The organism is Aneurinibacillus sp. REN35, from assembly GCF_041379945.2.
Lineage (GTDB): Bacteria > Bacillota > Bacilli > Aneurinibacillales > Aneurinibacillaceae > Aneurinibacillus.
The window spans coordinates 98,119-113,022 of record NZ_JBFTXJ020000009.1; the positions used below are offsets into that span (position 1 = coordinate 98,119).

Consider the following 14,904-nt stretch of genomic DNA (forward strand, 5'->3'; position numbering starts at 1 on the left):
AAAAAACAACATCATATGGAAAGGAGGGAGCGAATGGGCGAAGCGGCACAATCCTCCCCGATCTCTCTGCTTATCGTTATCTCTGTAGCTTTTCTGGTTCCGATTCTCCTGCAGCGCCTGCGTTGGACGATGGTGCCTGTCGTCGTGGCAGAAATCCTTGCAGGTATGCTGATTGGAAAAAGCGGCCTGAATCTTGTTCAGGAAGACAGTTGGCTATCCATTCTTTCACTGTTGGGTCTTATTTTTCTTATGTTTTTAAGCGGGTTAGAGATCGATTTTGATAATTTTTCACTGAAGGGAAAAGGAGGCGCTAACCCTTTTCTTATTGCAACGATTGCTTTTTTATTCGTGTTTGGTGCCTCCTTCCTTGTCTCATTGGGTCTGACAGGAGCCGGCATTATTGATCAGACATTTTTTATGACGCTGATTATTTCAACGATTTCACTTGGTGTGGTCGTACCTGTGCTTAAAGAGCGGCGAATCATGGAGACGCCGTTTGGACAGACCATCCTGCTGATTGCGGTAATCTCTGATTTCGTTACAATGATTCTGCTTGCAGTATTCGTATCGCTGCAGTCAGAGAATTCAACACAGTCCCTGCTTTTGCTTGCGCTTTTTGCAATCGCATTCGTGCTCTATCGGATTATTCGAAGATTCCGCTGGGCGCCCATGCTTGAGAAGCTATCAACCGGGACGGTACAGATCGGGACACGCGGCGTATTCCTGCTTATCATTCTATTCGTTGCTTTAGCGGAGAATATGGGGGCAGAGAATATCATAGGCGCGTTCCTTGCTGGTGTCATTGTATCCATGCTGGCACCACGCAAAGAGTTCGTCCATCAATTAGACGCGTTTGGATATGGGTTTTTGATTCCGATTTTTTTCGTTATGGTCGGAGCCAAACTGGATTTGTGGGCGCTTGTTCAAAACCCGAAAGTATATATCTTCATTCCACTGCTGCTGGTAGCATTGTATGTCTCTAAGGTGATCCCGCTCTTGATCCTGCGTAAATGGTTCAACTGGAAAGAAACCCTTGGTGCAGGTATGTTGCTCACCTCCACCTTAAGTCTCGTCATTGCGGCTGCAGCACTGGCATTGGAGAAGAAGATGATCGATCAATCGCTCCATGATGGACTGATTCTTGTTGCCATCCTCTCCTGCTTCATCTCTCCTGTTGCCTTTAATCGGCTCGTACCGGTGAAGAAGCAGGCAGACACCGCCTCCGTAGGCATCATCGGACTGAATGTGATTACGATGCCAGTAGCATTAGAGGTGCAGAAAGCTGGATTTAATGTTGAGTTGTACACACAAAAGGAACAGATTAAGCAAAACAAAGAGATCATTGAAAGCAATCATATATTCTACAGCAAGTTCAAAACTGTAAAGCATGTACAGGACTTCTCTGTCCATACCTTAGGGCAGGAAAATTTTTTCGCACGGGATATTTTAGTTTTTACTTCAAGTGATGATGATACGAATATGCGGCTTGCTATGCATGCTAAGGAGTTGGGTGAGAAACAAATCATTGTGCGTATGGAGAATCCAGAGCGGCATCACGAAGTCCGCGAGAATGGATTCATTCTCTTCTCTACGCTTTTCTCGACCAGTACGCTGCTCAAGGCACAAATCGAAGCACCGCACGCTATCGAGCTTATTGCACGAACAGAGGATGCTATCCAGACGCTTATGATGGGCAACCGCAAATATCACGGGATTGAACTAAAGCAGCTTCCTTTCCTTGGAGATGTATTGATCCTGCGGATTTATCGCGATGATGATTCCATTATTCCACATGGAGACACACGCCTCCAGCTTGGAGATCAGCTATTGGTTACCGGATCACTCGAAGGGCTGTATTCATTAGAGACCGAGCTAGCCTAACTTTTATGATGCAGATAAGCAGGCAGCACCGCTTGATAAAGCAGATGCTGCCTGTTTTTTACTACGTATATGCTCCTTTAGACCCTTTGTCCATGGAATAATAATCCAAATATCATATTTTTGTTCAAAATAATTTCAATTTTTCGTCACATGTTGTATGATATAATTAATAATTTACTTCTCACACCACACATAGCAATGGTCGCACTTTACTAGCAACAGGTTTGGAAGCGTTTTCTTCTACATGTGTAGAAAAGGAGGAAACAATATGGATTTACTGATTATCAACCTGGTATTTGCAAGTGTGGCACCTATTTTGTTCTGGCGTTTCGGTCAAAGGGCATTAGCAATGATGCAAACACCGTTTGTCGTCGCAATGTGGGCTCTCCTTCCGGAAATGCTGCCATTAAGCGCACCGAAGGCGGACTCAACCTTCATGTGGTGGGCCTTATTCTATTTCAACATGGCATTTGGTTATCTCGCTCTAGGAATGGTAGCCTTCCGTTGGGCAAGCCGATTCTGGGGAAGAGAAGAAGAGACGGAGAAGGAAAAAGGCATGATGTAAGGCAAAAAAGCAGGCGTGTAAGCCAGTGGACGATCTCCACAGGCTTGCACGCCCTTCTTTATTTCTGTAAAAGAAACTCTAGACTTCTTCAAAATACGCCAAAGCCTGACTGAGTCGCGCAAAGGAAGGACAATCATCCAATTCAGGAGCAGAGTCAATCAATGTCATCGCCACCTCAGGGCGAATTCCGGTAATAATAACCTGAATCCCAACAAGACGCAACGCAGAAATCATCTGCATAAGCGTATGCGCAAATTCGTCCTCAATAGAAGAGATGGCGGTTAAATCTACTGCGAGCTTTTCTAGATGCAGCCCCATACAGATCGTAAGCGTACGCTCTAGCAGAATATCTTTGTGACTCGTACCAATAATTGGCTGTAGTGGAAGCGCGCCAATCGTATCCGTAACCGGAACGATATGCACCGTCATATCACGAATAATCGTCTGCAGTTCTCGCTCCTTCTCCACATAGCCGGTAATATCCCTTAGTTCCGCCATCGCACCGATGATTTGACCCTCTTCCCGAAGCAGACGGGTCTGCTGACGGAGATATTTATAGTTCTCTCCCCGCCGATACGGCATCACATCAAAAAGAAGCTCCTGCTTCTCCTCTACTGTTTGCTGCAATCCGCGCAGATGCTGGGAGGGCTGATCAAGGAATTCATCAATATTATGCCCAAGCAGCTCGTCTCTTCGAATGCCTAAGATCCGTTCACAGGCAGCATTCATAAAAGTTATATGGAGGTTCGTATCAATCATCAGAATGCCTGTATCCAACTGTTCCAATACCGTATCAACCATTCAGCGCCCTCCTCTTTGGCTCGACCTATCTCTTCAGATGCTTCCGCACCTTCTCAACGAGCTGATCTTCTGTTAGGGCAGTAAGGTAACGTCCATTCACCACTGCAAAATGCTTCTTAAAGCCAATGCCACAGTACGATTGACAACCCAGCTCCATAGTGGCTTCCTCATCAATTTCTTTTAGTCGAGGAACCAATGTTTTTATATTAATCATCTTGCATTCATCACACACTCGAAATTCATTACTCATCGCTTGTTCCCTTCCTTGCCTTATACTCCACCTTCCATCATAACACATTTCTTTCTTCTTTCGCTTCACAAAAAATGCGGCGAATGATTAATTCGCCGCATTCAGGCTGTTCTGCTTAGTCCTTGCGATAGCTAACATCTTTGCTTGGGTGCATAAATCTACCGCTTTGCGGAATATATCCTTCTTCAAGCAATTCTTGATTCTCTGGTGTATTCCATCCAATGTCATTGGTCGGATGCACCCATTGATCCCCCGCCATAATAGCAGGGTCCACATCCTTGCTCCAGCGGTTGAGCGGTGACGCAGGAGAATCATAAAAGCTATCTCCAATCACTACGCCGTACTCATTGACGAATGGTTTTTCCAATTCTTCATTCGCTTCCGCCCGCTCTGGAGCATCGATCTGATGCGGCAGCGTCGTATCGGCCGGCTCCTGACCAATTTGTTTTTTATCCTGCTCCTCCATCCATGTCGCCTCCTGCCTATCTTTCTTCCTTTACTGCTATTATTCACCCTTTTCCGCTTAGTTACTCCATCTGTTTTTTCCGGGCCAGGCACCCATTTGCCTATGCCAGGCATAGTGTAGTACTGGACGATTGATTGAGAAGTGGAGGGATGATTATGTGCGGAATCGCAGGGTGGATAGACTGGCAGACCGATCTGAGCGGACAGCGGGCCGTTCTTTCGGATATGGCGCAATCACTTATACCCCGAGGACCCGACAACGAAGGAATCTGGACATCGCCGCACGCCGCTTTCGCCCACCGCCGTCTGATTGTGGTGGACCCGGAAGGCGGGGCGCAGCCCATGACACGGTCGCGCGGTGGCGAAACCTATACGCTTGTATATAATGGAGAGTTGTACAATACTGAAGAGCTGCGCAGTGAACTGCTTGCACGTGGACACCGCTTTACAACTACATCTGATACGGAAGTGCTGCTCGTCTCCTATATTGAATGGGGTCCTGAATGTCTGGAGAGATTAAATGGCATTTATGCTTTCGCCATTTGGTCACATCATGAAGAAAGTGTGTTTCTTGCTCGTGACCGTTTAGGTGTAAAGCCGCTGTTTTATACACAGCAAGGCACAAGCTTTATTTTCGGCTCTGAGATCAAGGCTCTGCTTGCCCATCCGGCAGTGCGACCGGAATTAACCACAGAAGGCTTAGGAGAAATCTTTGGCCTTGGACCGGCACGCACACCCGGGAACGGCATCTTCAGGAATGTATTCGAGCTTCTCCCGGCTTCTTATCTGCTCCATACCCGGCATGGAATGCGGACGAAGCGGTACTGGTCACTTGAGAGTCATGAGCATACCGACGATCTGGAGACGACCATCGCTACGATTCGTCATCTGCTTGGCGATAGCATTGCACGCCAGCTTGTTGCAGATGTACCGGTATGTACCCTGCTATCAGGCGGGCTTGATTCCAGCGCTATTTCCGCATTTGCGGCCCAGGCTTTTCGTGAACGAGGCATGGGATCTTTGCACACATTTTCTGTTGACTACGTGGGCAATGACATACACTTTAAGCCGAATGAATTCCAACCAAATGCCGATGCTCCATGGGCAAAGCGCGTATCAGAACACATAGGCTCCATTCATCATACTCTTTACTTTGATACCCATCACTTACTTGATGCGCTTCCGGTTGCTTTACACGCTCGTGATCTTCCCGGTATGACCGATATTGACGGTTCATTGTATTTATTCTGCGGCGAGATCAAAAAAGAGGCGACCGTCGCTTTGTCAGGCGAATGCGCTGATGAAGTATTCGGCGGCTATCCGTGGTTTCACAGGGAAGAAGCCCTCTCTGCTACCATCTTTCCCTGGGCTCGCAATTTAAAGGAAAAAACAAAATTCTTCTCCTCTGAACTTCACGCGGAAATTGATCTGGACGCCTATGTACGCGGACGTTATCAGGAAGCGTTGGATGAAGTGCCGCGTCTGCAGGGCGAAGCGGGGCTTGATGCACGAATCCGAGAGATGTTTCATTTGAATTTGACGCGCTGGATGCCGACACTGCTTGATCGCAAGGACCGCATGAGCATGGCAGTGGGGCTTGAAGTACGTGTACCGTTCTGCGACCATCGGCTTGTAGAGTATATGTGGAATGTGCCATGGGCTATGAAAACACACGGAGAGCGCGAGAAAGGCATTCTGCGTCAAGCGCTGCATGGTGTTCTGCCTGACGATGTATTGATGCGGCGCAAGAGTCCTTATCCGAAAACCCACAATCCTTCTTATCTGAACGCAGTACGCGATCAGGCACTGGCTGTGCTCAATGACAATGCTTCGCCCATTCTCCCGTTTATCAATAAAAAGGCAGTAAAAGAATTCGCGAGCCTGGATTTGGCTTCCATCCATATGCCGTGGTTCGGACAATTGATGAATGTACCGCAGTTTTTTGCTTATCTCGTACAGATTGATACGTGGATGCGGGAATATAAGGTCGAAATTAAATAATGACACAGCAAAAAGAGGCAGCGAGCGCATCCGCACTTTCCTGCCTCTTTTTTTTTGATTATATTTTATGTAGATGAAACCTGTTTTTCTATGCTTCTAGCCTGGCATAAAAAAGCGGCAGCACCGCCCCATTGCAGTACTGCCGTTTTTTTACGACGTGAATTTGCCTTGTTTATATTCATGAACCCAACGGTAAATCATTTTACTGTTGAGCCGATATTTTCTCGCCACCAGGCTAAGGCTTTTTTCTACAAGTGCATCTTGGACTACTTCCTTCTTGAATTCCATTGAATATTTCCTTCTCATTTCTTTCATCTTCTCTCCCTTCAGCCTGAAGTGATTTAGTGTTGATAAGGAAGGCGAAGAACAGTGCTCACTGAGTTCTGAGTATTTTTTACTGATTCTTTTTCCACTTCTTTAGGAGCTAACATTCCGTTAATACTTATAAATATGAGGGCCGTAACGACTAGTGAAAGAATTTTATTTTTCACTTTCTTACCTCCTTTCAAGCTTCGAAAATATGTAATATATGATAGTACCATCATAATATATTACAATTTTTTTCGATTTCAGCTTGAATGGTCATTTAAAGGAAGTACATCCATTTTTTACGGTTTTCCTCTTCTTTTCATACATAAATATAAAAATAATTATAGGGGCGTATGGCATGAGTATTCAACGAATCGGAGAAGTTGTCAGGGAGATAAGGAAGTATTTAAACATCTCTCAAACGGAGCTAGCAAAAGGAATTTGTACCCAGGCACTCATCAGCAAAATTGAGAAAGGCGAAGTAATTCCGTCCGCCGAGATTCTTTATTATATTGCTAAACGCTTAGGTATCACGCTGGATTACTTTTTCGACCGGATCGAAAATCCCCGCTTTACCTATGTACAGGAATTTTTTTATCAAATCCGCAAGCTGATTCGAGAGAGGAATTATGAGGAGGTTTCGATACTGATTAAAGCCGAACGAAATAATCCGATCTTTCATAACAGGGAAAATCGACAGTTTATGATCTGGCATGAAGGCATCTGCGCCTATTATCTTGAGCATGATCTACACAAAAGCCTGGAGCTTCTAGACAGCGCACTTGAGCTGTCCGTAAGCATGGACAACTATACGGAAAAAGAAATCGAGATTCTCAACAGCATCGGCATTATTTATAGTGAAGAGGGTCGCTATAAAGAGGCGCTCGAGCGATTTGCGACCGCCATTGATCATATGAACAGCATTACATTCATCCAAGATTATACGATCTATCTTCGGCTGTTCTACAATTACGCCAAGGTGCTTACTCAGCTTGAGAATTATACGCGATCGCTTACATACTGCGATAAAGGGCTTCGGCTATGTCAGCAGCACGAATATCTGTACTTATTTGGAGAGCTGCATTATCAAAAAGGGGAAAACCTGCTTAAGCTTCGCAAAAAAGAACAGGCGCTTGAATTCTTTCATAAATCTTGGACGATCTTTGATCTGCAACAAAACTATGTATTTGCCGAATTTGTTCAAAAAAAATTACAGGACTTGAGGTGATACAGACATGAAGGGCTTCGGGAAACATCTCAGGTGTACGCGCTGCAGCCCGACCTGTTTCCCCTGTCGCTATTTCTCCCATGGTTCTACATGGACATGAACATTTATCATGCCATGCTCTCTTCTCATCTTCTCTTCAATTTCCTCTGTAATCCTGTGGCTCTCCACCACGTTCAGATGCGGGTCTACATGAATCACCACATCCACGAGCACAAGGTTACCATGAGCACGTGCCTTAATATCATCGAGCACCTTTACACCGGGTATTTGCTCAATGGTATCGCGTAGCTTACTCAGTTCATGTTCATCAAAACCATCCGTTAAGCTATGTGTTGCCTCTCGAAAAATCTCCCATGCCGTCCGGCAGATCATCAATCCTACAACAACGGCTGCAAGCGGGTCGAGCCAAGGAAGCCCGAATTGAGCACCAATAATCCCCATCGCAGCACCAACGCTCACCCAAGCATCCGATAGATTATCCTTAGCCGCCGCCATGACGGCCTGACTATTTACCTTGTGTGCCAAATCCCGATTGAAACGATACACACCATACATCACGGCTGCACCTGCTAAAGCGGTCCACGCCGCCAGCATATCCGGCGTTTCTACACGGAAATCAATAATTGAGCGGCTCGCGCTATACAATACCTGCAGCCCAACGACCATCATAATAAAAGAAGCAAGCAGAGAAGCAACCGTCTCCGCCCGCCAATGTCCATACGGATGATCCTCGTCGGCCGGTTTACGAGAGAGGCGTAAACCGATAAGTACAGCGACTGAGGCCATAATATCTGTCGTATTATTCAAACCGTCTGCTACAAGTGCCTTAGAGTCGGTACTATATCCAATGATTAATTTTAATGCAGAAAGCACGAGATAGGCAATAATGCTAAGCCATGCGCCTCTCTCACCCATCTTTAACTTTTCATACTGCTGTTCTTCCATATATGTAAACCCCCATGTATTTCTGTATACGTATGCTACCAGATGAAATTCGTGTGGGTCTAGAGAAACCTTTTTGCCGCTAACTAGCATTGTAGAAGCGGGAAAATTTTTTGCGTTATGGTAAAATATTTTTCCCTAAGTAAAAATTCATGTTATGGAGTTGTGAGCAAGAGTACAGTACAATTTATCTTAACCAAAAACAATTTGTGGTAACGATATACAGGGCAGAGAGGTGGGATCTTTTGTTGAAAAGCGAACAAAAGGAGCAATTGCTAGATCATATCGTGCAACGCATTTATGAAATCTATCCCGACTTAGAAGAGAAATACGGAGAGAGAGGAAAACAAAAGTGCCGGGAGGATTCTGAGCATCACTTCCATCACCTAGCCACAGCGTATGAGATGGACAATGACCAATTCTTTATCGATTATACACTCTGGTTAAATAACGTGCTGACTTCACGCGGCATGAATCCATCTCACATTATTAGCAATTACCAGATTCTACAGGATGTTCTTTGTGATATACTGCCTTATAAACAGGAGCAAGCGTACAAGCGCATGCTCGCAAACGCAATCCAGACGCTTGAGAAACTTGTGTAAGGTCTACCGCTCGGCTTATATGAATGGAGTGATCGTATGCGCCAAGAAGTACAACACTTTGCTGAATATTTACTTGAAGGAAACCAGTTGGCCGCCTACGAAATTGTGATGTCAATTTCCGAACAAAGCGACATATGCATCTACGAACAGGTGCTGACGGAAGCCATGCGCTATGTAGGTATGCTATGGGAGAATAACCGAATCAGTGTGGCCGATGAGCATCTGGCTACCAGTGTCTGTGACTTCGTACTGTCCCAATATGCCTTTTATCGAAGAAAGGCCGAGAGAAAAGAGCGAAGACCCAAAGTCATGCTGCTCTGTGTCGAAGGCGAACAGCATTACCTGGGAATTAAGATGGTCCATTCTTTATTTGAAGAATACGGTTGGGATGCCCGCTTTCTAGGTGCTAATCTCCCAATGGAAGCTGCGCTGTCTCAAGCCTCTCAATGGAAGCCAAATGTCGTATGTCTTTCCTTTACGCTTATCAATCGCCTGCAAGACATAACGAACTATGCACGGGCTTTTGAGGGCCTTGAGCACAAGACAACCGTAATGATCGGCGGCAGACTTGTGAAGCACTATGATTTGCGCCGTTATTGCTCTGATCGAACGATTCTTGTGCCGGGTTTAGGGGATTTCAGACAATGGCTGATGCAAAGAAAGGATCATTCATCCATTTATGATGTCATCTAATCCCTGTCCTTATTTTATGATCGATCAGACTCTATCCATTGTACAGACTTCAGAAGAAGCAGCAGAAGTATTCGGGTCTCCGTCTACCATACTGGATGTAATTGATGAAGAAAGCCTAAGCAAAGCGCTGCGTTTCCTTCATGTCGACGTACCTACCGCCCGTATCGAGCTGACCATGCGAACACTGAACAATCCGCTTTCATTATTTGAGGTGCACATCCGGTGGCACGGCGGAGCAGGGCATATGTTTTGCGTGCAGCAGGATCAGCGCATACAGCGGCTATCCAGCTTAATGGAACAACTGCAAGGCCGTCTGGCAGCGACCGACTTTGCATTATTGGAGAAAAAAGAAGAACTCGAACACGCTATGGAACGGATTCATCAGCTATCAGGGTCGTTCATCCGACTCACCAATCGCATCGGCCTCGTCCCGCTGTTCGGCTCACTCACCGCAGATAAAATGCAGGCAATCTGCACGCCTATTCTACAGGAGTCCTATCATATAGGAGTTGAAAAGGTGTTATTTGACTTCACGGCAGTAACCGACTTCACAAGAGAAGGAGTCGAGCAGTTGCAAGTGCTGTTTGGCACACTCAATATAATGGGACAAATTCAATCCATCGCAATCGGAATAACCCCACAGCAAGCACGATATATGAACCAGGCTGGAATTGAGCTTAATGCCAGGTTTATAGGCAGTCTACAGCAAGCCATCGAACGGTTTGTATTATAAAAGGGTATGCCGAAGCGGCATACCCTTTTATAATAGTTTCTTAGCAAGAATTCGATGACTATACACATACGAGAACCCAATCCCGATGACCGGTGCGATCGCCCAATGCCATCCCGGCACAAACGGAATGAACACGGCAGCATACAGAATCGCCGCCTGTATCAGCATGACAGTAAAGACAACGCGGACAATCGCATCGCCTCTCGCCTCCCTCGGAACCGGATAAATATGCGTCCAGAATACATAACGGTAATGCTGACGTAGCGTCGATAGCTGGGCAGCAGTAAGCGCTAGAACAATAAAGTAGGCAGCAAGCTTGCCCCATACATCATAAATCAAACTAATAACAAGCAGTCCGATTACCGTAAGCCGCAAGCACATCCACAGCAGGTCAGAACGCACAAATACCTTGCCATACAGATACACATACGTATTACGCTGCGTAAAAGCAATGCGATTCACCAGCATCGCCGCCCACGTACGGCGTCGAACTTTATTCTCCATATGCGGCACATCAACGAATTGATTCACAAACGAGTAAAATCTTCCCCTCGCCTGCTTCTCCTTCTGCACAAGATGCTCCCAGTGAAGCTGCCCTTTTGAGAGCATACGATAATAGAAGAATGCGGCAGCAAGAAAAGCAAGCGCCGCTAGCAGAACCGCAAAAGTGAAACCCTGAGTAAATAAGATCGATAGCACCGCCGTATTGGCAACAAAGCGAAGCAGCATATGCATCGCTCTTGCTTGCCGTTCGCGCAGACGCATCTCCTGCCATTTTCCAAGTACATTTACCAGCTTTAGTACGAGGATGAAGACAAGCAACAACACGAACGGTTCAGAACGCTCGCCCATACGATGCGTATACAGCGGCCACACTGCAAGCAGCAGCAGAAAGGAATACACCGCATGAAAGCTGAATGTATACACGATCGCACCATTAAAATATGGACGCATTCTGCCTTCGAGCGGCAGTAAAAATACAAGATCCGCTTCTTTTAGCAGCGTACGAATCGTACCTGCCGTAATCAGCAGTGAAAACAAAAAGATGATCAGCCATTCTACCGGGTATGTCCGCGGCAGTGATGTAAGGAGCTGTCCATAATAATACGCTGCAAGAATAAAAGCAAATACAAGAAACATAATCGTACCGCTGTTGGCGATATAGCGCATATAACCAAGCGCTTCCTTGGTGAAGGCGCCCACCCGCTCATTCCAGAGCCGACGCACATCCATTAGCGTTCCCCGTCCTTTGTCAGCTCATAAAATATATCATCAAGCGTAGCTTCGACCATGCCTGTCTGCTCTCGAATCTCCGCAAGCGTTCCTGCCGCGCGAATGCGCCCATTATGCAGCACGATGAACTTGTCGCAATACCTCTCTACCGTAGAAAGAATATGCGAACTCATCAGGATGCCTGCCCCTGTGTTTTTGACCTTCACCATTAATTCCAACAGCGAACGAATCCCTAGCGGGTCAAGACCAACAAAGGGCTCATCAATAATATAGAGCGATGGTTGTACCAGGAAGGCATTCATAATCATCATCTTCTGCCGCATCCCTTTGGACATATGCTGCGGAAACATATCCTGCTTATCCTTCATGTTGAATTCCACAAGCAGCGGGCCGATGCGTTCCTCGAATGCGGAACGATCTAGACCATACGCCATCGCCGTTAGTTCCATATGCTCCCACAGTGTCAAGTCTTCATAGACGAGAGGAGACTCCGGCACGTACGTATAAGACGATCGGTAGGCTTCTGGTGCTTCCTGCAGCGTCTGGTTATGAATACGAACAGCTCCTTCAGATGCTTGAAGAAGACCTAGAATGTGCTTGATTGTAGTGCTTTTCCCTGCACCATTGAGTCCGATCAGTCCGACCATCTCATGCGGATAAACGGTAAAAGTGACGTCATGAATGACAGGACGCTTCTTACGATAGCCGCCTGTCAGCTCTTGCACTTGCAATATTGGGTCCATAATTACTCTCCAGACACGTTTTTCTTTATATTATAGCAAACTATCCGAAGTGTAATAAAATGATGATGCAGTATGAGGGAGAAATACGGATGGAGTGAAAGCGCCGCTGGCATTGAGGGGGAAATAGCGGCATACAGGGGTACTACAGGAGAGGTAGAAAATAGAAGAAGAAAAAAGAACAAAGCACTCTTACACCATCTCAGCCTGTATCCCAATAATCGTTTATCGCTCGGCCGCATGATTCTTCCACAGCCGCTGCCACCCAAGCCATCTCCTCATATCTCTCCGCTGCAAATTCCAGCTCCTGCAGGGACATTGATTGTGAATTGTGTGTTGTGCCACAGTTTTTTTCCTGCGCAAGCCATCCTCCATCACCTGATTCGTATATCTGCGCCTCCTTGTTATAAATCCATGTCATTATGCCCTCTTTGTAATAAGTGAAAGCTTCCTGTTCGATTGTGATGTCATTCATTATTAATTCCTCCCAGTCAGTTATTGATGTTTTTAGTATAACGGACAAGCCATCGTCTGGACACAATAATCGTCCGACAATTCACACAACTTCATGCGTCGAATTTTTTCGAATGCGCGATAAAAGGAAATTTTTGTTGGAAGCGTATAGGTTTCGCGAGAAGATAGTAAGAACGAAAAGGAGATTCCTGTATGTACGCGACCCTTCACTTTATTGTGCCTTTGCTATGTTATCTGCCTGGTTTTTCTCTGACTTTTTGTCGCGTGTCAAGGACAGCGGCAGCCGTTCAGGCAGGATTGGCGTCTGTTTTTGTCGATTGGTTTTGTCGGATACTTTTTATCCGTTTGGCTTCAATTCATCGCCACATGGCTGTACTCTGCCCATATGGGTGCGATTCTGACATCGGCAAGTCCCGTGTTTATCGTGCTGTTCGCTTTTTATGTGCTTAACGAAGCTATTACAACAAAAAAGCTCTGGTCATGCATTTCGCACATTTATTTCTTCAAGTGGAATACGATAAAAACAAAGAAACCGAAGCATTAGGGGCTGACCCTTGCGCTTCGGTTTCTTTTTATCCCGCTGCTTAACTGCGGGAACGCACTTCATAAATCGCAAATTTGAGATAATCACCTTCATCAATTCCGGTCAGCTTCGGATGGTCGATGCCTGCTCCGCTCCAGTGAATAAGTCGAAGCACCTTCTTAGCATCCACCGCCGCTTCCTGAATCGTATCAGCAAACATCTCGGCACTCATATGATAAGAGCAGCTCGCTGTAACAAGATACCCTCCGTCCCGCACCAGCTTCAGACCGTTCAGGTTGATATCCTTATAGCCGCGCTGTGCGCCTTTTACAGCACCGCGTGATTTGGCAAAAGCAGGTGGGTCAAGAATGACGACATCCCAAAGCTTCTCTTCCTTCACCGCTTCACGCAAATAGTCAAACGCATTCGCTACTACAAAATCGACACGATGCAAAAAGCCGTTTAGCTGCACGTTCCGTTTTGATGTCTCTATTGCATGATCTGAAATATCAAGCGTTGTTACCTTTTTTGCTCCATGCTTGCAGGCATTCAGCGTAAAGGAGCCAGTATGGGTAAAGCAATCCAACACTTCCGCACCGTCCCAGAACGGATTCTTCACAACTTTACCACGTCGATCCACCGGGCGCAGCACTCGCTCACCGTCCATCTCGACCTCTTGCACATCGATCCCATGCGCTCTGCCCCATCCCGTCATTAAAGGCGCAATCGCTGAACGATTCTCACGCTGATCGAAGAAATAACCCGTTTTCTGACCGTTCTCGATATCGACAACCAGCTTCAGGCCATTCTCTTCTATCTCAATTTCCGTCTCCGATTCACCGTACCAGAACCCCTTCTCCTGTTCCATTCCTTCTAATTCACGCACATACACATCGTTTCGCAAATAGACGGCTTTGGGACTGAACACTTCAAGTAAAGCCGGAAGAATCCATTCTTTGCGCACTTCCATTCCAAGCGAAAGAATCTGCACAACTAGCACATCCTCGAACTTGTCCACTACAAGACCCGGCATAAAATCCGCTTCCCCATACAATACACGACAGGAACGAATGCCCGGTAAGAAGCGCTGACGGAACTCCCACGCTTGACGAATACGCGCTGTGAAGAGTTCTTGGTTCACTTCTTCTTGCGGGTCAAAAGTTAAAATGCGTACAATCATCTGTGAGTTCGGATTCATATAGCCTTTGGCAAGAAAATGACCCTGATGATTGACAACCTCGACAATCTCTCCAGGGACAACGTCGCCCTCGATGCGTTCTACTTCACTCTGAAAGATCCACGGATGTCCTTGTTCTAGGCGTTTGCGGCGATTCCGCACAAGAAAAACTTTTGTCACAATACACGTCCCCCATAATTTTAAATCGTCTGCCTCAGAAACTTATGGCATACAATAAGATAATGATAAAATAACGATAACAATCCTGAATGTCAAATGGAGAT

16 protein-coding genes and 2 pseudogenes are annotated in these 14,904 nt (G+C 46.1%); 8 read left to right on the forward strand and 10 right to left on the reverse strand.

Annotated features, from left to right (window positions below; genetic code table 11):
* Nucleotides 1-33 precede the first annotated feature (33 nt).
* Complete coding sequence (locus AB3351_RS16490) at nt 34-1,881, forward strand: cation:proton antiporter domain-containing protein (protein WP_371148248.1); 1,848 nt, start codon at nt 34-36, stop codon at nt 1,879-1,881.
* Nucleotides 1,882-2,149: 268 nt separating this feature from the next.
* The gene (locus tag AB3351_RS16495; RefSeq protein ID WP_371148249.1) at nt 2,150-2,446 is read left to right on the forward strand and encodes a hypothetical protein; all 297 of its coding nucleotides are present in this window, start codon (nt 2,150-2,152) and stop codon (nt 2,444-2,446) included.
* Between the two features lie 78 nt (nt 2,447-2,524).
* Here AB3351_RS16495 and AB3351_RS16500 read toward each other — a convergent pair whose 3' ends face one another.
* The 3 genes from AB3351_RS16500 to AB3351_RS16510 all read right to left on the reverse strand — a co-directional run bounded on the left by AB3351_RS16500 (nt 2,525) and on the right by AB3351_RS16510 (nt 3,963).
* Nucleotides 2,525-3,247: a PAS domain-containing protein gene (locus tag AB3351_RS16500; RefSeq protein WP_371148250.1), complete on the reverse strand. Its 723-nt coding sequence runs from the start codon at nt 3,245-3,247 to the stop codon at nt 2,525-2,527.
* Nucleotides 3,248-3,272: 25 nt separating this feature from the next.
* A complete protein-coding gene (locus AB3351_RS16505; RefSeq protein WP_371148251.1) occupies nt 3,273-3,497 on the reverse strand; it encodes a YuzB family protein in 225 nt (74 codons plus the stop codon).
* A 115-nt stretch (nt 3,498-3,612) separates the two neighbouring features.
* On the reverse strand, nt 3,613-3,963 hold the full coding sequence (locus tag AB3351_RS16510; RefSeq protein ID WP_371148252.1) for a DUF3905 domain-containing protein: 351 nt from the start codon (nt 3,961-3,963) through the stop codon (nt 3,613-3,615).
* Between the two features lie 155 nt (nt 3,964-4,118).
* Here AB3351_RS16510 and asnB point away from each other — a divergent pair, with 155 nt between their 5' ends.
* A complete protein-coding gene (gene asnB, locus AB3351_RS16515; RefSeq protein ID WP_371148253.1) occupies nt 4,119-5,963 on the forward strand; it encodes an asparagine synthase (glutamine-hydrolyzing) in 1,845 nt (614 codons plus the stop codon).
* Nucleotides 5,964-6,113: 150 nt separating this feature from the next.
* Here asnB and AB3351_RS16520 read toward each other — a convergent pair whose 3' ends face one another.
* Both AB3351_RS16520 and AB3351_RS16525 read right to left on the reverse strand, forming a co-directional pair.
* Entirely contained in the window at nt 6,114-6,278 is a 165-nt protein-coding gene (locus AB3351_RS16520) for a transposase (protein WP_371148254.1), read from the reverse strand.
* 26 nt (nt 6,279-6,304) lie between these two features.
* A complete protein-coding gene (locus AB3351_RS16525) occupies nt 6,305-6,454 on the reverse strand; it encodes a hypothetical protein (protein WP_371148255.1) in 150 nt (49 codons plus the stop codon).
* 176 nt (nt 6,455-6,630) lie between these two features.
* Between AB3351_RS16525 and AB3351_RS16530 the strand changes: the two genes are divergently transcribed.
* The gene (locus tag AB3351_RS16530; protein ID WP_371148256.1) at nt 6,631-7,500 is read left to right on the forward strand and encodes a helix-turn-helix domain-containing protein; all 870 of its coding nucleotides are present in this window, start codon (nt 6,631-6,633) and stop codon (nt 7,498-7,500) included.
* 69 nt (nt 7,501-7,569) lie between these two features.
* On the opposite strand, the gene AB3351_RS16535 is transcribed toward AB3351_RS16530, so the two are convergent.
* Nucleotides 7,570-8,445 carry a cation diffusion facilitator family transporter gene (locus AB3351_RS16535; protein ID WP_371148257.1) on the reverse strand — a complete coding sequence of 292 codons (876 nt, stop codon included), beginning with the start codon at nt 8,443-8,445 and terminating at the stop codon, nt 7,570-7,572.
* A gap of 245 nt (nt 8,446-8,690) precedes the next feature.
* Between AB3351_RS16535 and AB3351_RS16540 the strand changes: the two genes are divergently transcribed.
* Genes AB3351_RS16540 through AB3351_RS16550 form a run of 3 tightly spaced genes read left to right on the forward strand, consistent with a single transcriptional unit; the run spans nt 8,691 to nt 10,473 of the window.
* On the forward strand, nt 8,691-9,047 hold the full coding sequence (locus tag AB3351_RS16540) for a globin family protein (RefSeq protein ID WP_371148258.1): 357 nt from the start codon (nt 8,691-8,693) through the stop codon (nt 9,045-9,047).
* A 36-nt stretch (nt 9,048-9,083) separates the two neighbouring features.
* A complete protein-coding gene (locus AB3351_RS16545) occupies nt 9,084-9,740 on the forward strand; it encodes a cobalamin B12-binding domain-containing protein (RefSeq protein ID WP_371148259.1) in 657 nt (218 codons plus the stop codon).
* Nucleotides 9,727-10,473, forward strand: coding sequence for an STAS domain-containing protein (locus tag AB3351_RS16550; protein WP_371148260.1), 747 nt, complete (start codon nt 9,727-9,729; stop codon nt 10,471-10,473). Before AB3351_RS16545 ends, AB3351_RS16550 begins: the two co-directional genes overlap by 14 nt.
* A 27-nt stretch (nt 10,474-10,500) precedes the next feature.
* Here AB3351_RS16550 and AB3351_RS16555 read toward each other — a convergent pair.
* The 3 genes and pseudogenes from AB3351_RS16555 to AB3351_RS16565 all read right to left on the reverse strand — a co-directional run.
* Nucleotides 10,501-11,682, reverse strand: a pseudogene (locus tag AB3351_RS16555) (ABC transporter permease); the annotation flags it as partial.
* A gap of 23 nt (nt 11,683-11,705) precedes the next feature.
* Complete coding sequence (locus AB3351_RS16560) at nt 11,706-12,449, reverse strand: ABC transporter ATP-binding protein (RefSeq protein ID WP_371148261.1); 744 nt, start codon at nt 12,447-12,449, stop codon at nt 11,706-11,708.
* Between the two features lie 199 nt (nt 12,450-12,648).
* Entirely contained in the window at nt 12,649-12,921 is a 273-nt protein-coding gene (locus tag AB3351_RS16565) for a hypothetical protein (protein WP_371148262.1), read from the reverse strand.
* A 267-nt stretch (nt 12,922-13,188) separates the two neighbouring features.
* Between AB3351_RS16565 and AB3351_RS16570 the strand changes: the two are divergent.
* Nucleotides 13,189-13,464, forward strand: a pseudogene (locus AB3351_RS16570) (EamA family transporter); the annotation flags it as partial.
* A 40-nt stretch (nt 13,465-13,504) separates the two neighbouring features.
* Here AB3351_RS16570 and AB3351_RS16575 read toward each other — a convergent pair.
* Complete coding sequence (locus tag AB3351_RS16575; RefSeq protein WP_371148263.1) at nt 13,505-14,800, reverse strand: class I SAM-dependent rRNA methyltransferase; 1,296 nt, start codon at nt 14,798-14,800, stop codon at nt 13,505-13,507.
* Nucleotides 14,801-14,904: the final 104 nt, after the last annotated feature.

What these genes read in the sequence shown, in the direction of transcription:
- AB3351_RS16490 (WP_371148248.1), top strand. Translation starts at nt 34, where the DNA reads ATGGGCGAAGCGGCACAATCCTCCCCGATCTCTCTGCTTATCGTTATC.
- AB3351_RS16495 (WP_371148249.1), top strand. Translation starts at nt 2,150, where the DNA reads ATGGATTTACTGATTATCAACCTGGTATTTGCAAGTGTGGCACCTATT.
- AB3351_RS16500 (WP_371148250.1), bottom strand. Translation starts at nt 3,247, where the DNA reads ATGGTTGATACGGTATTGGAACAGTTGGATACAGGCATTCTGATGATT.
- AB3351_RS16505 (WP_371148251.1), bottom strand. Translation starts at nt 3,497, where the DNA reads ATGAGTAATGAATTTCGAGTGTGTGATGAATGCAAGATGATTAATATA.
- AB3351_RS16510 (WP_371148252.1), bottom strand. Translation starts at nt 3,963, where the DNA reads ATGGAGGAGCAGGATAAAAAACAAATTGGTCAGGAGCCGGCCGATACG.
- asnB (WP_371148253.1), top strand. Translation starts at nt 4,119, where the DNA reads ATGTGCGGAATCGCAGGGTGGATAGACTGGCAGACCGATCTGAGCGGA.
- AB3351_RS16520 (WP_371148254.1), bottom strand. Translation starts at nt 6,278, where the DNA reads ATGAAAGAAATGAGAAGGAAATATTCAATGGAATTCAAGAAGGAAGTA.
- AB3351_RS16530 (WP_371148256.1), top strand. Translation starts at nt 6,631, where the DNA reads ATGAGTATTCAACGAATCGGAGAAGTTGTCAGGGAGATAAGGAAGTAT.
- AB3351_RS16535 (WP_371148257.1), bottom strand. Translation starts at nt 8,445, where the DNA reads ATGGAAGAACAGCAGTATGAAAAGTTAAAGATGGGTGAGAGAGGCGCA.
- AB3351_RS16545 (WP_371148259.1), top strand. Translation starts at nt 9,084, where the DNA reads ATGCGCCAAGAAGTACAACACTTTGCTGAATATTTACTTGAAGGAAAC.
- AB3351_RS16550 (WP_371148260.1), top strand. Translation starts at nt 9,727, where the DNA reads ATGATGTCATCTAATCCCTGTCCTTATTTTATGATCGATCAGACTCTA.
- AB3351_RS16560 (WP_371148261.1), bottom strand. Translation starts at nt 12,449, where the DNA reads ATGGACCCAATATTGCAAGTGCAAGAGCTGACAGGCGGCTATCGTAAG.
- AB3351_RS16565 (WP_371148262.1), bottom strand. Translation starts at nt 12,921, where the DNA reads ATGAATGACATCACAATCGAACAGGAAGCTTTCACTTATTACAAAGAG.